Genomic DNA, 20,437 nt, shown 5'->3' on the forward strand with positions numbered 1-20,437 from the left:
CATTTAAAATATTTGGAAAGGATATGAATTCCCCTCCATCCTTTCTCTATATTTCTACGCGAAACGGTAGCTTTGCCACCAGAGGACGGCTTTCGGCTGTTTACGCTTGCATAGTGGCCCTTTTCGCCAGCCTGCGCTCCGACAAAAACTGTTGGAACGAACCGCCTTCAAGGACATAGTCCATCATATCTTCAAACGTGCCATTAATTCCTTTTTTACGCAGCAGCAGCGTCAACAATTCGGCTAAATCAATACGAGGCCTCGCCTCAGAAGGCACATAACGCTGCTCTTCATAATCGAATACCCGCTCCTGCTTAATCGGATATTGCGCCATAAGCAGCCATTCTGTCAGGCTTTTCCCTGAGGTTCTCCCTAATTCGGGTGCAAACAAGGGATCGTCAGCAAGCTTTTTGAAAAAGGCCTTCGTCTTTAGGGCTCGCTGCTTTCGCTGCACAAGCCCGTGAAGATCATCAGTGATTTGATCGAACTGCTCGCCCACAACGCCGTAATCATCCACCCGTCTGAGTGATTGTTGATTCGTTATCATCCTAAATCCCTCCACCTCTTTTTTGAAAATATAAGCGGGCAACCTATCCAATGCGCTCTTTTTAGTGTGTCGTATATTACGCGTATTGAATAATTATAAAAGAAGAAAAGCGAAAAGAGTGTCAGTTTGTGTCGAATTAAATAAATTGATCATTTAGCCCATTAACTGCCCCACGCGTCCTATATCCAATTTCAGTAAATGGTTGAGGTATTGTATAACCGTGCTTTATTGTCTACAAAAGGGCATTTTCAACATAGGTACAGCGGTTAAGCTGCATGACGCAAAATGAGAACTTTATTGCGTCTTATTGACGCAATATACAGCTATTGCTTCGCTGCCTTTTGCCAGCGAAGCATGTCAGTTTATTTTATAGGCGCCGTGCGGCATGACGGTGTTTTTGACCTTTGCTTTATTTTCAGGAAAATGAACAAAAAAACGCTTGCGCTCTGAACCAATGTTCTGAGCTTTGCAAGCGTTCTAATGTTTCAATACTCTATCCCGAATTGCCTGATTCAATAGCCACATAAGGCTAGTTAATTAGTTTGAATAATAACCAAATTAAGAGGATCCAGAAGGGCAGCGCGAGAAGAATACCGTTTAATATGCCGACTTTTAGGCTTCCTTTGCGAAAGATCATTGTATGCCGCCTCCTTCTATTATACTGTATAGTTTTATTATACCCCATTCCTTTCCTCCTATACCGATCCAATAAGCATGCGTGACTATTTGGAAACTTTAGGTAGTCGCGAAGGGTATAGGTGTATGGGCCGCATGACTCATTATTTTAAAATGGCTCTTTCTTGTCACCAAATTAGTGAGAAACCGCACCGAAAAGTTTGACCTCTATGCTGTAAACTATCTATTATAAATGTCTGCTTGCTATGCATATATATTAGTCTGCCCATGCTCCACTTTGCCAGCGAAATTATACTGGGGATAAATCGGCGCTTCTCTACGACTATGGATGTTTGAAAGATAGAGATTTAGGGTATAAGCTTATGGGTCATATGGCTCATTATGCTATAAATATTGGAATTGCATGTATGGAAAATAGTAGAATAGTTAGGACGATGTAAACTAAAACCCTTCTATAATAAAGGAGAATCCGATGAGCAACGAACAGGAGTATCGCTTTCAGGTTAATTTAAGCGGAATGATCAATATACTTTCCAACCATTTATATAGTAGTCCTAATGTTTATTTGCGTGAGCTTCTGCAAAACGCGACGGACGCTATTACAGCACGTGGACAGCTTGAGCCTGGTTTCACCGGAAATGTGACGGTAGAAATTGCAGGCAGCGGCAGCCAAATGACGATGACGGTTGAAGACAACGGCGTAGGACTGACCGAGGAGGATATTCATCAGTTTCTAGCAATGATTGGACACTCCTCCAAGGTCGGTCAGGATTTTATCGCAAAAGAAACCTCATTCATCGGCCGCTTCGGCATCGGTCTGCTGTCCTGCTTTATGGTCAGCGACGAAATCGTCGTTCTGACCCAATCGGTGAAGGGCGGACCATCCATGGAATGGCGCGGCAAACCGGACGGAACGTATACGATTCGCCAGCTAAGCACCAAGCTATCGCCGGGAACGAAAATTTATTTGCGCTGTAAGCCAGATAGCGAGCCTTATTACGAGCCGCAAATGGTTGAAGATTTACTCTTCTATTATGGCGCCTTGCTGCCCTATCCGGTTAGGCTGCATGCAAATGGAGTCGCGAAGACGATTAATGAATCGCGGCCAGACTGGATTATGCAGCCGGAGCTGGCGCGCGGTCGTCGCCGTGAAGTGCTTGCCTTCGGTGAAAAGCTGCTAGGGGAGCCGATGCAGGATTTCATCCCGCTCCAAACAGCGAATGGCCGAACGGGCGGTATCGCTTTTATTTTGCCGCATAGTGTGAACCTGAATACCCGCCGTTCCCACAAAGTGTATTTGAAGCAAATGCTCGTCTCGGACAAAGCGGAAAACATTTTACCGGAATGGGCATTTTTCGTCAAATGCCTCATTTGGACGGATGAGCTGCAGCCGACGGCCTCCCGCGAGCATTTTTATGAGGATGAACGGCTGGAAACGGTGCGCGAGGAGCTTGGACAATCGATTCGCAATGAGCTTATGCGCATAGGCGAGTATGAGCCGGATCGATTGAAACGCATCATTGAGCTGCATGCTTTGTCGATGAAGGCACTCGCTGCGCAGGATGAGGATTTCCTGCAAACGATTTATCGTTGGCTAACTTTCGAAAGCACATACGGAGAACGAACATTTGGCGAGCTGCTGGCCGATAATAAGAAAATATTTTACACCTTATCTGTTGATGAATATCGTCAAATTACCCATGTTGCCGCAGCGCAATCGATGCTCGTCCTTAATGGCGGCTATATTTATAACCATGAATTGCTTGAGCGCCTGTCGCTTCTTCTTCCTGAGCTGGATATGGAAAGGCTGCTGCCGGAAGATGTATCGCTGTCCTTCGAGGATTTAACGAACGAGGAGCGCAATCAATATTACGAGCGCATTCGCCTTGCGGATGGAGCTTTGCAGCGCTTCCGCTGCCAAATTCAGCTTAAACGGTTTGCTCCAGCAGAGCTTCCCGCCCTATATACGCTGTCAAAGGAATCATCATCGCTGCGCTCCTTGGAAAAAGCGAAGGAGAACAGCTCCGATCTGCTCGCCTCCGTTCTTGGCAACCTTGGCACAAGTTTTACGGAGTCGGCGTATTCGACGCTTTATTTCAACTTAAACAATCCGCTCGTGCAGAAGATTTTCAACAGCGCCGACAACGAAATGTTCTCGACTGCTGCCCAAATGCTGTACACCAACGCCTTGCTGATGGGTCATTATCCAATGACGCGCCAGGAGCTTGGCGTACTCGGACAAGGCATGGTTAAATTTATCGACTGGGGACTTTCCTCGAATGCCTAAAAGCTTAATACACAAGGAGGAACATAAATGGAGCTCGATTTTGAAGATTTAATGGATCAGGCCTATGATTTGCCCCCCGGCGCCGCTAAGCTTGAGGTGCTGGAGGCTGCCGTGAGAATCGCAGATGCAGAAGGCGATATCGATAACGCCTTTGAGGCGAGAGGCGAAATTGTACAGACGGCTATTTTTCACGGTTACCCGCTAAAAGCGATTATCGCTTTCTCTTGGCAGTTGGGACAATATGACCAAGACCCCGACAATTACGACAGCAGTGATTTAATGTGGTCCTACAAATGGATCGTCGGCAACATTTCGAATTTCCCGGAAATTCCGATGGCGCAAATTCAGGAGCTTGTCGAGGATTTGGGCAAACGCTATAAGGAGCACGGCTTCAGCCGCCGCACTTATTTATATTACCGCTCTCGCCTTGCCTTAAGCCATGGAAAGCTGGATGAAGCAAAGGATTTTCTCGAGCAGCTAATGAAGGTCGAACGGGACTATATGACCGATTGCATCGCCTGCGAGCAAAATCATATCGTTGAGCTTTATGCGCAATTGGGCGAAGATGAACAGGCATTAAAGGCGGCAGAGCCGATTTTATCGGGCAAAATGAAATGCGCTGAGGTGCCTCATATTACGCTGCCGCATTTGCTTTCACCTTTGCTGCGTCAAGGCTCTCCGGAGGAAGCCCAAAAGCTTCATACGAAAGGCTATCGACTGGTCAAAGGCAAGCGCGATCTGTTCGAAAGCGTCGCACAGCATATTAACTATTTGACGGATATCAATCCGGCGAAGGCGGTCGAGGTCGTCGAGCTGCATATGGCATTTAGCCTTGATCATGAGAATCCTTATGAGGTTATGCGATTTAATCTGTTCACAGCGCGGCTGCTGAAGAAGCTGCTTGAAGAAGGCTCCGAAACGAAGCTTCGTCTGCCAGCCTTCTTCCTCGCTGCGCATGAGGATACAAGTTTGCCCGCGCTTGCTGCGCACTTTGAAGCTCTCGCCCTATCGGCGGCACAACGTTTTGATGCTCGCAATGGCAATGATTATTATAGTAAAAATGCCGCTAGCTACTTACAAGTATTTAACAAATAGACAGAGGAGCATCATTGGAAATGGATTTTGATGACTTAATGAACCAGGCGCTTGATCTCCCTCCCGGTGCTGCCCAGCTGGAGGTACTGGAGGCTGCCGTTCGACTGGCTGATGCGGAGGGCGATATTGAAAATGGCTTTTATGCACGCCAGCACCTCGTGAAGACCGCTGCTTTTCACGGTTTTCCGCTGAAAGCGATTATCGCCTTCTCCTGGCAGCTAGGTCAATATGATCGAAACCCTGAGGAATACGATGGCAGCAGCTTGTTATGGCGATATAAGTGGATCGTCGGCACGATATCGAATTTTCCAGAAATTCCGATGTCGCAAATTCAAGAGCTGCTTGAGGATTTGGGCAAACGTTATAAAGAGCATGGCTACAGCAAACGCACCTATTTATATTTCCGCTCCCGTCTCGCCCTTGATCATGGCAAGCTCGATGAAGCCAAGGCTTATCTTCAACAGTTTACGAAAGAGGAACGGGATCATATGAGCGACTGCAACGCCTGTGAGCAGCATTGTATTGTTTGGCTTCATGCTAGACTGGGCGAGGATGAGCAAGCATTAAAGGCGGCAGAGCCGATCTTATCAGGGAACATGAAATGTGCTGAGGTGCCTCATATTACGCTGCCAGAGCTGCTGTTGCCTATGCAGCGCTTGGGCCTTCACGAGGAAGCGAAAAAAGCGCAAACGAAAGGCTATCGCCTTGTCAAAGGCAAACGCGATCTGCTGGAAAGCGTCGCCCAGCATATTGAATATTTGACGATGACCAAGCCCGCGAAAGCGGTCGAGGTCGTAGAGCTGCATTTGCCGTTCACCCTCGACCATGAGAACCCTTATGAAATTATGCTGTTTCATCTAAATACGGCTCAGCTGCTGAAGAAGCTTATTCAAGAAGGATCGCAGGTTAAGCTCCGGCTTCCAGCGTCCTTCCTTGCAGCTCATGAAGATACCAGCCTTCCGGCGCTCGCCGCTCATTTTGAAGGTCTCGCCATAGCATCCGCACAACGTTATGATGCCCGCAACGGTAATGATTTTTATAGTAAAAAGGCAGCAGACAAGCTGCTCGTGTAGAAAGTCAGCTGTAACTGCCTTATGTTCAACACCTTGTTTTAGGCAAAAAAATCCCCGCAAGCGGACACTTTTTCAAGTGATCGGCTTGCGGGGATTTCGATTTGTAGACGTTTTGTCTTACATTGCTTTTGTCAACGTAATGGAATGATCGGCTTTGCCCCATTGTACGTTCCAGCCAAGCAGTTCCGTAATGAAGCGAAGTGGAACGACCGTTCTGTTGTCGGAGTTGACAAATACATTAGCGCCAACGGATTTTTTCATCCCGTTTACTTCCATGAAGTCTTTGTTGATCCAAAATTTCAGCGTATCACTGCCTGCTTTAATCGTAACTTGCTGCGCTTTTTTATTCCATTTCACGTCAGCGCCAATGCCTTCGCTCAGGTAGCGAAGCGGAATATAAGTCATGCCGCTCCAGATGAATGGCTCTGTATCCATTTTTGTAACAATACCGTTAATGTTCAGGACGTTGCTGCCTACTTGCATCCAAACCTTTACCATCGTGGCAGGATCAGTTGGTGTTGTCGGAGTTGTAGGTGTAGTTGCGTCTTGGAATTTGTCGTTAAACTGCGTGACAATCGCATTGCCGAGCGCTTGACCAACACCGAACATCAGCTTGTAGCCTTCGCGGTTCGTTTTGTACGAAGCCGTGTAGTCGCCAGCTGCATATTGCGTAAGCACTTGCTGTACTTGATTTTCATGTGCGGTCAGAGCGGCCTGGCCCGCCTCTTTAGGCAGATTGCCCGCTGTTGCAGAATCAAGGAATGTCGCAAATTCAGTCGTGAAGCCAGCGATACGCGCTTCAACTGCTGCTTTTGCTGCCACATCATTATTTTTAACTGCCGTTACAAAATCAGCTTGGGCATTTACATGGTTCGTTACCCAAATTTTCTCGAAAGCGGCTGCGCCTTCTGCCCCATAGATGGAGGCGATTGCTGCTTTGAAATCAGCTGTGTTCATCGCTTCTGCCCAGATCAGAGCGTCAGAAGCGGCTCTTCCATCGTATTGCTCTTGCATTTGCAGGGCAGACAGGGCAAAATGCTCGCCAGCCAATTGATTCAATGCGGATCTCAGATCAGCTGCTTTGGAGTCTGCTTTAGTGTTTTCGAATTTTGCCGGCATTTGGGCTGCGATTGCACTGGACAACACTTTGCTAATGCCGAACATTTCGGCGTAGCCTTTACGGTAAGCCTCATATGCACCTTTGTAATCGCCAGCTGCATAATCCTCAAATACTTCTTGGACGTGATCCTCATGGCTGCGAATCGCTTGCTTCGCTGCATCCGCTGGAAGCTTGCCCTCTGTTGCAGCGCCGAGGAAATTGCCGAACTCGTCTACAAACCCGCTTACTTTCTCTTCCGCTGTCTTAATTGCTGCTGCATCCTTTTTCTTCGTTGCTTTGACTAAATCGTCTGTGTACTGATTGTGTGCGCGGAAAATTCTTTCGAACTCAGCTGCGCCTGCATCGCCGTAAAGCGAAGCAATCGCCGGCTGCATATCCCGTGCATTCTGGTCGAGCGCTTTGTAAGCAGCGTCTGCATCTTTAGTGCCGTCATAGGCCTTCGTCATCGCTGATACCGCAAGGGTGAAATGCTCGGAGAGCAAATAATCAAGTCCTGCTCTCAGCTCGGCTGCCGGTGTGTTCACCGATGCCTTCACCGCTGTAGCTGCTGGCGCTGCTGCACCTGCCATAGTCGGCATTAATAGGGTCAAGCTTAACATTGGAACGATTAATTTTTTCATCTTCATCTTGCTTCACTCCTTAGAATCGTTTTATGTGTTTTCGTTGTCCGCTTGTTCTTTACATACACTAACACGCAGGCTGTTTACGTTTGGATCACTATTGGATCAAAAAAGTTTCAAAAAATTTTTCGAGGCGTCTATTGAAGCTAGGATATGTATGCAAACGTAAGCGATTTAGATGCTTGTTGAATTTAGATTTAGATTCAGTGTCAAACGTATTCCTGCTACTGCGGGGAATGCTACCCCTCTTGAATGTGATCTTACGTACTGTAAGGCGGCTCCACTTCATTCTCTTCACTTTTAGGAGCTTCACCCTGCACAATGATATGTTTGGCGGACACAGCAGCAGCTATTTCAAAAGATTCACGGTTTTCGCACAGGCTGCGGACTCAGGAGCCGCTAATGCGCTGTAAATGACCATTTTGACGGGATATGGAGGGCAATAGCGGCTCTCCTGTCCGCTTAAGGCCTGAAAGCACAGTAAAAGCCAGAATAGCGGAATCTGTGTCCTCAAAAAAAAAGCATCCCCTCCTGCTGTTATACAGCAAGAAGGAATGCTCTAAATAAGTGTTAGGCTCTGCCATGCCGCGGTGGGCGGCATATGCCTATATTAATATAGAAGAAAGATATGGCTTTGTAGATTTTAAAGCATTAGATTAAACCGGATGTTTTCAATAGGCGCTCGATGATTGCTGCTACCTCTGCGCGCGTCATATTCGCCTTTGGAGCCAGCTGCGTGTCGCTTCTGCCTGTAACAATTTCGGCTTGCAGCACATCAGCAATACCCGCAGTTGCCCAAGCGGACGTTTTTGCAGCATCATTATAGCGGCCTAGCAACTCTCCTGACTCTACCGCCGGGAGTGTGTCCTTCAATCCTGTGATCTTCATTGCTTTGGCGATAATCGCCATCGCCTGCTCACGGGTGATTTTGTCGTTCGGACGGAACGAGCCGTCCTCAAACCCATTAATTAAACCAGAAGCGCTCGCTGTTTGAACAGCAGAGCCATACCAATCAGCTGATTGGACATCGGTAAATGAGGCCGCACTATTTTCAAGCTTAAGCCCCAGCCCCCTCACGATAATCGCCGCAAACTCTGCACGCGTAATATCTTTGTTTGGACTGAATAGCTCATTGCCCGTTCCATTGATGACAAGACGTGAGCCCATATTATTGACCGACTCCTTGGCCCAGTGATTGGCAACATCCTTAAATTCAAGCGGGTGCCAGACAATCGAATAAGCACTATTGGTCAAGCTGTTGATTTTGGCAAAATATTGACCCTTATCCTCTAAAACCTTAGTTGGAACGTGGCGAACCGTACCGTCCGGCTCGACTACGATACCGGTTGTAATTTTATTCGGATCAATGCCAGCAGGCAAGGCGACAGTCCGTTCTACATATGCACTAAACTTGGTAATAGGGATGATCTGATTGTTGTATACCGCGCTCACTGCAAAATCAAGTGAAGGTGCCGCCAACGTAAATCCACCTTTGTCTGCTGATCCCTGTACAATTTTCATCATATTATCCGTTAAAGTACCGATCTCAAGCCGAAGCGTAATATCGTTCAGCGAAACTGCTTGACCCAACTGTTTGGAGATTGCATCAATGTTGATTTGCTGAGCAGGCACCGTATAGGTTGCCCGATCGGTTTTGAGCTCAAGAACAGCTTGCTTTTGCTCCATATTTTTAATCATTTGACCTGTCAGCTCGCCAATTACGGCGTTTGAGCTGTTGCCAAGAAGCGGAATAGTAATAATCGCACCTTGACCTTCTGCAGTCAGCTTCTGTTCCAGCAAGGCTTGATCGACTGTAATCGTAGTCGTAGTGCTGCCATTTACATTAGATGTAGCTGAACTTCCGATTCTCTCCTGACGCCCATTAATCCAGATGTCTACGCCTGTACCAGATGTTCCTGAGGATGAGGAAGACGAAGAACCTGGCTGTGTCGTTTCACCGCCGCTTGTAGGCGCTGATGGCGTAACGGTATTGGACGATACGGATGCTTCACTAGAGCCTGCACCATTAATCGCTTTTACCGTGAAGGAATAGCTCGTCCCGTTCGTGAGATCTGTAACGGTAATCGGACTAACGAGTCCCGTTGCTACTGTATGTCCCTCTGCATCTACAACCTCATAGCCAGTAATGATACTTCCGCCGTTATCTGTTGGTGCTGTGAATGAGACCGTTGCTTGACCATTTCCAGCTGCGGCGGATACCGCTGTCGGTGCTTCCGCAACCGTTATTGGCGTCACCGACCGCTCATTGGAAGCATCGCTCAGGTCGCTTGCAAAAACGGCTTTTACTACAAAATAGTAGGTTGTGCCATTCGTTAAGCCAGTTGCTTCATAGCTGTATACTGACTGGCCAACAGTGGTTACCTCTGTATTGTAGGCCCCAGATTGGAGAGCCATATACACTTTGTAGCCATCTGCTCCATCTACTGGATTCCATTGCAGATTCGCCTTGGCATTATCAGAGTTAATAGCTTGCAGGACAGGTGCCTCGTAATTGGCAGGCGTCGTATCGCTAATGGTGACCGCCAACGTCTGCGCTGCTCCCGCGTTAAAGTTAAATGAGAGATTTGTTGTACCTTCCGCTTGTTGTGCCAAATATGATTTGCTGATTGTCACTACGTTGCCAGTAATCGTATAGTCTACCATTGGTGTCAGAGCTGACATACCGTTTGTGATACCGCTCAATGTGTTTCCGTTCAGTGTTAGAGTGACGGACACATCTGCTTGCGCCGATATTTCTTTATCGAAGCTCGCTGTCGTCTGGCTCAGGCTGCTATCCTGTGGTGCCGGAATGGTAGAGTCACTGATCGAAACTGCCAGTATCTGCGCTGTGCCTCCACTGAAGTTGAATGACAAATTCGATGTGCCTATAGCTTGTTGTGCCAAATACGTTTTGCTTATGGTCACTACGTTACCCACAAGCGTATAATCTGTCATTGGCGTTAGAGCTGACATACCATTCGTGATACCGCTCAATGTATTGCCGTTCAGTGTCAACGTTACAGCTACATCCGCTTGCGCTGATGTTTCTTTATCGAAGCTCGCTGTCGTCTGGCTGAGTTGGCTGTTCTGCGGCGTCGTATCGCTCACCGTTACCGCCAACGTCTGTGCTGCTCCTGCGCTGAAATTAAACGCGAGGTTCGTCGTGCCTACTGACTGCTGAGCCAAATATGCTTTGTTGATCGTCACTACATTGCCCACAACCGTGTAGTCCGTTCCCGCTGTTAGCGTTGCTACACCATTCGTGATGCTGCTCAACGTATTGCCGTTCAGCGTCAACGTTACAGCTACATCCGCTTGCGCTGATGTTTCTTTATCGAAGCTCGCTGTTGTCTGGCTTAATTGGCTGTTTTGCGGCGTTGTATCGCTCACCGTTACTGCCAACGTCTGCGCTGCTCCTGCACTGAAATTAAACGCTAGGTTCGTCGTGCCTACTGACTGTTGCGACAAATATGCTTTGCTGATCGTCACTACATTGCCCACAACCGTGTAATCTGTTCCCGCCGTTAGCGTTGCTACGCCATTCGTGATGCTGCTCAGCGTATTGCCGTTCAGCGTCAACGTTACAGCTACATCCGCTTGCGACGAGGTTTCTTTATCAAAGCTCGCTGTTGTCTGGCTCAATTGGCTGTTTTGCGGCGTTGTGTCACTTACCGTTACCGCCAACGTTTGCGCTGCTCCTGCACTGAAATTAAACGCGAGGTTCGTCGTGCCTACTGCTTGCTGCGCCAAATATGCTTTGTCGATCGTCACTACGTTACCCACAACCGTGTAGTCTGTTCCCGCTGTTAGCGTTGCTACACCATTCGTGATGCTGCTTAGCGTATTGCCGTTCAGCGTCAACGTTACAGCTACATCCGCTTGCGACGAGGTTTCTTTATCAAAGCTCGCTGTCGTCTGGCTCAATTGGCTGTTCTGCGGCGTCGTGTCGCTCACCGTTACCGCCAATGTCTGCGCTGCTCCTGCACTGAAATTAAACGCGAGGTTCGTTGTGCCTACTGCTTGCTGCGCCAAATATGCTTTGTTGATCGTCACTACGTTGCCCACAACCGTGTAGTCCGTTCCCGCTGTTAGCGTTACTACACCATTCGTGATGCTGCTCAGCGTATTGCCGTTCAGCGTCAAAGTTACAGCTACATCCGCTTGCGCTGATGTTTCTTTATCAAAGCTTGCTGTTGTCTGGCTAAGCTGGCTATTTTGCGGCGTTGTGTCGCTCACCGTTACTGCCAACGTCTGCGCTGCTCCTCCGCTGAAATTAAACGCGAGGTTCGTCGTGCCTACTGCTTGCTGAGCCAAATATGCTTTGTTGATCGTCACTACGTTACCCACAACCATGTAGTCCGTTCCCGCTGTTAGCGTTGCTACGCCATTCGTGATGCTGCTCAGCGTATTGCCGTTCAGCGTCAAGGTTACAGCTACATCCGCTTGCGCTGATGTTTCTTTATCGAAGCTCGCTGTTGTCTGGCTCAATTGGCTGTTTTGCGGCGTCGTATCGCTCACCGTTACCGCCAACGTCTGCGCTGCTCCTTCGCTGAAATTAAACGCGAGGTTCGTCGTGCCTACAGACTGCTGCGCCAAATACGACTTTTTAATCGTTACCGTGTTGCCCGCAACTGTGTAATCGGTTCCCGCTGTCAGCGTCACTCCGCCATTCGTGATGCTGCTCAGCGTATTGCCGTTCAGCGTCATCGTTACTGCTACATCCACCTGCGCCGATGTTTCTTTATCAAAGCTTGCCGTACCAGGGGTAATTGCCGATGAAGAAACTACCGCTTCCGAGGTCATAACCAGTTTGTTAGGACCGGATATAACAATTTCGTTATTGACGGTCATTAATGCAGATGCTCTCTTGGTAGCATCTAAAGTAGAAGTTGCTTGCCAAGTAGCACCGTCATCATTTGAATAAAAAATGTCCTCTGATTCATAACTGCTATCTGTAAAAAGTCCATAAAGCATATTGCCTTTTTTCCCTATAAATGTCGAACCACCATATGCTGAATATCCTCCTGTTAAACCAGGAGAAGACCATGTCACAAGATCCGCACTCGTACGGGTAAACATTTCATAGGTTAATGAATCGTACCCAAGCAAAATATATTTGCTTCCATCAAAAATTATATTGGTTACAAAATCGGTTGAATTAGGATAACTGCTAGAGTGATTTACCCAATTTATCCCATCAGTTGAAGTCAAAATTGCTAATTCAATCACATTTCCAAAATTATCATTAGCATTTCCTAACGCTACAAATTGATTATTAATATAAGCAACCGAGGCTAAATAGTTCAACGTATTGGTAGGCAAAGTCTGCTCAGTCCAAGTTACACCGTCCACCGATGTCTCGATCACAGCCTTATTGGTATAACCTGTAGCCACAAATATCCCACTGCCATAAGCAACATCATTAAAAAATTCATTGCCAAGTAAGCTCCCTTGCAGGCTCCAACTTGTACCGTTACTGGAGGTAGCCAATTTTGTTGCGCCGTGATAAGGTCCGGCAACTGCCACGTACTTGCCATTTCCGTGCGCCACTGATGTAAAAGCATCTGCTTGTCCCGAAATACTTTGCTTCGTCCACGCAGACAGGTCATTCGAAGTCCAAATTGTTCCTTCTTTTCCCAGCTGCCCAACGGCTATATATTTGGTACCGTCATAAATAATTTCATTAAAATTCCCGCCCCATTTATAGCTCCAATTCGAGCCCGTATCTGAGACGCTCATCCCTTCATTGCCAAACAAGAAATATTTTCCATTTATAAAGGAAGCGTTTTGATCAACAAACTCTCGTTCAAAAGGCTGCAGCGTCCAAGTTGTCGCATCTGTTGACGTATAAACAGACCCATATTTGCTTCCCTCGCTGCCAAACAAATAATAATGCGTTCCATCATAAAAGCCTTTTCTCATTTGGCCGGTTGGATTTGACCCAACTTGTAAAGACGGGGCACCCATTAAGGTAAAAGTGGCGAGATCGGTAGAGGTCCAGATATAGCCGCTAATATCTGCCATAAAATAACGGTCATTCATCCATTCCAGAAAATTGGCTCCATTAGCGGGGAGTGAGGCTGGGGTCACTGGCTGAACGAAAGTCCAAGTCGTGCCATTAGTCGTCGAATAAATTTTGCCTTCCTCACTCGACACACCGAGGCGCGCCCCATTGTTTCCCACTGTAACTTGAGTGATGGATTTGTCAGAAGGCAATCCAGTAGGTACAACCGTTGTCCAAGTAGTACCATTGGTAGAGGTAACATACTTCCCTTTCGAGAGTGCATAAAAGGCTCCAGCTCCATTAAAGGTAAAATATTCGACATTAGAAATCTGGGTAGAAATCCCCGAGGTTCGCTGTGTCCAATTCACGCCATCCGTGGAGCTTAAAATAACCCCTTCAGAACCAACGGCAACAAAGACGCCATTGCCATAAGCAACGCCATAAAAAATAAAGCTTGCTGGAGCAATTACTCCACTATAATTAGAATCGGCCTTTGTTTTTACGTTTTCCCAATGCTCGGCATCTGTAGATTTAATAATTGCCCCATCATATCCAACCGCGATGTATAGTCCATTACCATAGGCTCCAGCTGTCATAGATTTCGTAGGCAACGTCTCTCCGCTTTTTTTTGTAAAGGTGTCCGGCGTAGGAGCTGCATAAATGGAAGGGATACAAACTTGAAGCATGATGATAAAAGCGAGCATAAAAATTCCTATTCGTGGCCATATCGATGCGTGATGCCTTTTTGTCATAGCTGAGTGCCTCCAGAATTTTAATAAGTTGCTGTCTATGTCTTGCAAGCTCTTTCAAAAACCCGATTCCTAATATATGCAGGCTCGTACATCCCGCCGGACTCACCCTCCTCTATGCTTCATTTATACTCTCTCTGATGACGCCACCCAATAGCTTCTGTGTCATAATTAAGTCAGGAAATTTCTAGCTATGAATAAATTCGACAAATTACAGCATATTCCTCCCAAAAAAAGAGGGATTCAGGCCTGAATTTTTATCGAAATGTGTCGAATTTTCAATCGAGCATAAACCGCGACTGGCAAGGCTTTATCCAAGAAAATAGCCTAGCATTTTCCCCACCTTTTTTCACCATACAGCTTCGACATAATTATTTTAAAAACACTTCATAAAATTGTTACGGAAAACGTGATTTTCACCGATATATACTTTGTTAGATTTACTTTTAGAAAAGAGGGCGGGATTTTATGTTAAAACTATCTTTACGCTGGCGTCTTGCTCTGCTTGCTGCAATTCCGCTTATTGCGTATGTGGTATCGAGCTTTTATTACCTGAACGGCCAGCAGCAAATTGTGCATACGATGACAAAGGAGATTTACAACACATCCTATCAGGTCAATTCACTTATTTTGAATGCAGACCGCGACATGTATCAAGCTTATCAAGCGTATTTAAAAGTGGAGTCTGGTACGTTAAACGCGGCTGAAGCGGAGGAAGCGCGCAAAGAGTTGTCCGAGAATATCGCGCAGGTATTCGAACGTGTCGGAAAAGCAAACGCTATTATTGTAGAGCAATCTTTACAAAAATTGGCATATGGTGAATCTGGCCGCACGATTGAGGAGATTCTAGGCCAATTCCAGCCAAAATTTGAATTGTGGTCCTCTGCTGCCGTACAGGCTGCTGCCGTGGATCAGCACCAGTTCCGCAATGCCGAAATTGACGACGCTTTTAAATCCAGCCGCTCCGGCCTTGACGAGATTGGAGAAAGCATAGACAAGTATTCGGAGCTGACGATTGCGACCACTAACAAGCAAGTGGATCAAAATGAACTTGTAGCAATCCTAGCAACTACTATTTTCAGCCTTCTTTTAGTCGTCGTTGTTATCATCACCGTTCGTCAAATTATGCGGACAGTTCGCATAATCGTCGCCAAATCCAATCAAGTGGCAGCGGGAGATTTGACGGTGCAGCGCGATGAAAGTCCTGGAGGGGACGAGCTTGGCCGCATTTCAGCAGCCGTCGATCATATGATAGACACGATGCGCAAGCTGATTGCCGGCATTTCGGAGTCTTCGGTCGAGGTAAGCGCAGCTTCCTCCCAGCTGACAGCTGCGTCGCAGGAATCGACCGAGGCCGCTGAGCATACCGCGATCCGGACTCAGGAGGTCGCTCAAAGCTCAATGGTTCAAGCTAGAATAGCGCAGGAAACATCCCGTGCCATTGAAGAAATGGCGGTTGGCATTCAGCGTATTGCCGAAAATACAACCTCCATTGCCATGCATTCCTCTGAAACGTCAGAGCAAACCGAGCAAAGCCAGCAGGCGCTCGCTGCGCTCATCGCCCAGATGGAGGATGTTCGTTCCGTAATTACGAAGCTGTCGGAAAGCATTCAGTCTCTTGAGCATCGCTCGCAGCAAATCGGCAAAATCGCTCAAAATATTACCGCATTCGCCGGTCAAACGAATATTTTGTCACTGAACGCCTCAATTGAGGCAGCACGGGCAGGAGAACAAGGCAAAGGCTTCGCCGTAGTTGCGGAGGAAATCCGCAAGCTGGCGGCGGCCTCGCTGGAGTCAGCGGAAGGCATCAATACGCTCGTAGCTGGCACACGCAGTGAAATCGGCAGTGCATCCAGCTATATGGCGACAACCGTTCAAGAGGTCGAAAATGGCGGCGATCAGCTGAAAGTTGTGCAGGAGCGGCTTGATGCTATCTCTATCGCTATTGAGCAAATTGCGAATCAGCTCCATGATAATTCGGCCATTGCTGAGCAATTGTCCGCAGGCTCGCAGCAAATTAGTGCTTCGACAGAATCAGCTGCAGCTGGCGCTGCCTCCAATTTAGAGAAAACAGATGACGTGGCGGCGGCAACGGAGGAACAGCTTGCGCAGATGGAGCATATCGCAGCATCAGCACAAGCACTGAATCGCATTGTTAGCGATTTGGAAACAGCTATTTCCAGCTTTAAAGTGAACTGACGAAGGCATCTGCCAACGGAACAGTTGAAAAACAAACAAGCGTAAACGGCTGTCGCCTTCCTCTGGTGGCAAAGCTGACGTTTCGCGTAGAAATAGAGAGAATGGATCAAAACATCATATCCTTTCCTATATTTCAAGCGTAAACGGCTGTCGCCTTCCTCTGGCGGCAAAGTCACCGTTTCGAGGGTAAAATAAAAGAGCAAGGTTTCCAAGGCGATCCCGGGAAACCTTGCTCTTCTCATTTTCTACTTCTCTTGCAAAAGCTTGGCGACAATCGTAGCTATTTCAGCACGATTGATCGATTGCTCCGGTTTGATAGAACCATCCTTATAACCGCTGATCAGACCATGCTCTGCCAGAGCTTGAACCGCTTCCGCTGCCCAAGCAGAGATGCTGTCGCCATCCTTAAAGCTGCCTTCGCCACTCGCCGTGCCAGCAGCAAGCTGCCCCTTAATCGCACGGTACAAAATCACAAAAGCTTCCTCGCGGGTAATTTCCTGATTCGGCTTAAAGCTGCCATCAGCAAATCCGCTAACAATTCCTTCATTGACCAACGCATTTACCGAGCCTGCATACCAAGATCCTTCCGACACATCGCTAAATTTCGATGAACCGGCAGCCGTGTCCAGCTTCAACAAGCGGAAAATAATCGTCATAAACTCGGCGCGATTCATCTTTTTATCCGGCTGGAACGTGCCGTCGGGATATCCTTGCATAATACCCTGAGCCGTCAGCTTGCCAATTGCCGCTCCTGCCCAATGACTGCTTACATCCGGGAATGCCGGCGGATTCGTTCCTGTTCCTGGATCTGTTCCTGGATTCGTTCCCGGATCCGTACCAGTTCCCGGCGTAGTCCCTGGATTCGACCCATTGCCTGAGCTGCTTCCCGAGCCTGACCCTGGATTGCTGCCGGACCCCGAGCCAGGATTCGTCTCTGGGTTTGTTCCCGGGTTAGTTCCAGGATTCGTGCCTGGGTCTGTCCCTGGGTCTGTACCGCCACCGCTGCTTGCTTTGGCAGGAACGATAACCGAACGAACGATAACAGCGCTGGTCTGATCCGATAGCCGCGTCACTTCCAGCTCCAATTGAACGGTTGTTGCTTGCTCTGGCGGCGTAATCGTACCATCGGTACCAATTACCGCACTGTTGGAGGATTTGATCGCCACTGTGAAGCCTTCTGGGGCTTCCGGAAGCGCCAGTTGTACCGCCCCTTGTGCTGGTGCTGCTATTTCGCCTAGACGATTTGCCGCCTGAACGGCTGTCTGCTCCTTAGCAACAATCATAATCCAGCTGATTTGCGGATCGGGAGCGCCACTAACCGCCCGGCGAACCGTCAGCGCAAGCTTCCCATCAGATACATTAACGTCTTCATATCCCAGTACATCTCGCGAAGCGCTGAATGTATAGCTGCTCGTTTTAATTTCATCATTGATAACGATATGAGCTTTACGAGTACCAGGGTTATATTGCGACCATGGGTCGAACAGGCCTACATATACATCGTATTCGCCATTTGCGATATCAAAACGGTACGGCAAATCATCGCCAGTACCAGACTTTAAATAACGCAGTGAGGCGAACAAATCGCCACTAGCCGTACCCGAGGTCAAGGTATTGTCACCAACATAACCCCAATTTTGACCATTGTCCGGATCATATTTCTGATCGATCGCTTCTTTATTAATAAGCGTATCTTCCATGTAGGAAATCATGTCGTTATAATCGGCTGTCGCCGCACCTCCGGCATGAACGAAATAAGCGCTGCGATCCGGCACCACATAAATTTTCTGTTCAATCGTTTTGCTGCTCGCCCCGCTAAGCGTACCCTTCAGCGTAACAATTCCAGGCTTAGCAAACAGCTCCGGCGTTGCATTCCAAGCAATTGCAGCCGTCGTTTGCGAACCGCCAGACAATGTAATTTGCACCGTATCTGGCAGCACAGGCACTTTGCCAATCGAGGTTTGCGAAGGCAAAGGCGTATTAATCGTAATACGTCCCATAGCGTTCAGCTCATCCAGCGTCCATTCATCGCGCCAGCGCAGCGCGATTTCATCATTTTGGCCAAATTCGATCGGCAGCCAAATGTAACGCGAATTTTTCAAATCATTTTTGTCCCAGCGATCGCCCATATAGAGGAATTTGCCCGCTGCTGGATCAATCGGAAGAACATGCGTGCTTTGCGAGCCGAACGTCGTACCGCTGCCTGGCGCTACATCGCGCATCGGCTTCCACTCACCGAAAATATCATCGGCAACCGTGTATTTCCCAAGGTTCGGGTCCCATCCGGTGGCGCCTGATGTGATCATATAATATTTGCCCTGATATTTGAACAAGGCAGGAGCTTCCCGCTGTCCTCCCGGAAATACCCGAACGTAATCGACACCATATTCGGCTTTATATACGGTATCGCGCTCGATATTGCCGTCTTTATGCCAGCCGACAATATCGGTATATTCCTCGTTTAGCTTGGAAATGTACATCGTCATATTTTCCTCGCTGGAATAGACGAGGTAAGCTGTACCATCATCATCCTTGAACAGCGTCATGTCCCGCGCCATTCCCGGCTGGTTAGGCTGCCCATTGTAGGTGGCATCCGCAGGAGCACGGTCCATCCGGTGGCTTTCGCCGTAGACGAATGGTCCTGTTGGCGAATCGCTCAGCGCGTAGCCAGCCTCCGCCTTTGCATAGTTGGCTGTCGACGTTTCCGACGGGCCATCCGTATGCATCCACATCACGTATTTTCCGGTTGCATCATTGTAAATAACCTTTGGACGCTCGATAATGCGATCCGTCCCAATATCGTTCAAAATGCTGGCTTGATCCGTTCTGCCTGCATACAGCTGAGAGATAAGCGGATCATTCGTAAAATCATTCATCGACCCAATCGCAGTCAATGCCAGACCATGATCCTCCCAATTGTATAAGTCGGTTGAGGAGTATACCCGAACGCCGCGGGCTGGCAAATAGCCATTGGTTTTATCCTCGCCATACCAATAATATTTTTGCGTATGCTCATCGTAGATGATGCCGCCGCCATGTGCCTGAATAAGCGCACCGGTCGTATCATTCCAAACCGTGCCCGGCTTAAACGACGTATTCGGCACATCCAGCGAAAGCTGGGCAAGCGCGACATTCAATAAAGCGATAGCCGAGCGAATCTGCTCCTGCACCGCAGGGTCTTGAATGTCTGTTCCATTTGCAGACAGTGCATCGAATGTACTAGCAGCATCGGCAATTGCATCATTTAGCACCTGTACGCTGTAGCGTGTGTACTTCACATCAGTTGCCTCGCTTCTTGCCTCATCCAGCTTATTTCCCAAGTCGGACAAAGGAACCGTGACATTCAAACGAACAATAATATAGCTAAGCATTGGATCATTATAATTGCTTAATGCTGCAGTTGCTGGCCCTTGAACGCGAACCTGCATTTCATTTCCTGTCAGCCTTAAATTGCGGTAAGTTACCTCCTTTACGGCATCATATTCTCCAATAGCAGTTTCACCGAAGAGATTCGTCCCGTTCACAACCATATTGACGCTGCGGCCGCTCCATGGATTTTTGAACCCAAACGTAATATCATAGCTGTCTTCCGGCAGCTCAAATTTGTATTCAATCGCCTTATCCCTTACTTGCGAGCCGTTATAATAACGCAGCGTACCCAGCTTCGTTGAAGCATCGCCTGTTCTTGCAGCTGATGTAGTCGTTACTAACCCCCATTTTTTTCCGGTTGCAGCATCCGCCCCATAGACCTGCTCGGTTACGGAGGAATACAGTCCAAACTTATCAGTGCCTTCTACTGTAGATGGCGTTGCATCCCCTGCATTCACAAAATAAAGAATATAGTCATTATCCTTCAATTCCTGCTCGGTAAAATCATCACGTACCGCTGCGCTCACATTAGAAGAATTGTCCCCGTTTTGCAGCCCCTCTGCCGCATAGGCAGGAAAAGCAGATACAAGCATGGACAGCACCAATAGACAGGAGCATGCGGCCGAAAGCCATTTTCGCTTATTCAATACGATGAATCCCCTCTCTGTATATAGATCACCCCAGGCATGTATGCGTTTGCAAAAAAATGCTGGAGCGTCACAATGAATTGTAACCAAC

At 47.9% G+C, this 20,437-nt stretch carries 8 protein-coding genes; 4 read left to right on the forward strand and 4 right to left on the reverse strand.

What is annotated here, in order from left to right; translation table 11 throughout:
- Positions 1–100: 100 nt before the first annotated feature.
- Positions 101–547: a hypothetical protein gene (locus tag MHB80_RS25400; RefSeq protein WP_341279571.1), complete on the reverse strand. Its 447-nt coding sequence runs from the start codon at positions 545–547 to the stop codon at positions 101–103.
- Positions 548–1,655: 1,108 nt separating this feature from the next.
- On the opposite strand from MHB80_RS25400, the gene MHB80_RS25405 reads away from it, so the two are divergent.
- From MHB80_RS25405 to MHB80_RS25415, 3 genes are read left to right on the forward strand one after another with little or no spacing between them, the layout of a single operon-like run.
- Positions 1,656–3,470: an HSP90 family protein gene (locus tag MHB80_RS25405; RefSeq protein ID WP_341279572.1), complete on the forward strand. Its 1,815-nt coding sequence runs from the start codon at positions 1,656–1,658 to the stop codon at positions 3,468–3,470.
- A 27-nt stretch (positions 3,471–3,497) separates the two neighbouring features.
- Entirely contained in the window at positions 3,498–4,565 is a 1,068-nt protein-coding gene (locus tag MHB80_RS25410; protein WP_341279573.1) for a hypothetical protein, read from the forward strand.
- A gap of 20 nt (positions 4,566–4,585) precedes the next feature.
- Positions 4,586–5,638, forward strand: a complete 1,053-nt coding sequence (locus tag MHB80_RS25415) for a hypothetical protein (RefSeq protein ID WP_341279574.1) — start codon at positions 4,586–4,588, stop codon at positions 5,636–5,638.
- Between the two features lie 117 nt (positions 5,639–5,755).
- Here MHB80_RS25415 and MHB80_RS25420 read toward each other — a convergent pair whose 3' ends face one another.
- Both MHB80_RS25420 and MHB80_RS25425 read right to left on the reverse strand, forming a co-directional pair.
- Positions 5,756–7,384 carry a copper amine oxidase N-terminal domain-containing protein gene (locus MHB80_RS25420; RefSeq protein WP_341279575.1) on the reverse strand — a complete coding sequence of 543 codons (1,629 nt, stop codon included), beginning with the start codon at positions 7,382–7,384 and terminating at the stop codon, positions 5,756–5,758.
- Positions 7,385–8,029: 645 nt separating this feature from the next.
- Positions 8,030–14,134 carry a X2-like carbohydrate binding domain-containing protein gene (locus tag MHB80_RS25425; protein WP_341279576.1) on the reverse strand — a complete coding sequence of 2,035 codons (6,105 nt, stop codon included), beginning with the start codon at positions 14,132–14,134 and terminating at the stop codon, positions 8,030–8,032.
- Between the two features lie 465 nt (positions 14,135–14,599).
- On the opposite strand from MHB80_RS25425, the gene MHB80_RS25430 reads away from it, so the two are divergent.
- A complete protein-coding gene (locus MHB80_RS25430; RefSeq protein ID WP_341279577.1) occupies positions 14,600–16,330 on the forward strand; it encodes a methyl-accepting chemotaxis protein in 1,731 nt (576 codons plus the stop codon).
- Positions 16,331–16,575: 245 nt separating this feature from the next.
- Here the strand turns inward: MHB80_RS25430 and MHB80_RS25435 are convergent, their stop codons facing one another.
- Positions 16,576–20,346 carry an S-layer homology domain-containing protein gene (locus tag MHB80_RS25435; protein ID WP_341279578.1) on the reverse strand — a complete coding sequence of 1,257 codons (3,771 nt, stop codon included), beginning with the start codon at positions 20,344–20,346 and terminating at the stop codon, positions 16,576–16,578.
- Positions 20,347–20,437: the final 91 nt, after the last annotated feature.

This window comes from Paenibacillus sp. FSL H8-0537 (assembly GCF_038051995.1).
GTDB lineage: Bacteria > Bacillota > Bacilli > Paenibacillales > Paenibacillaceae > Pristimantibacillus.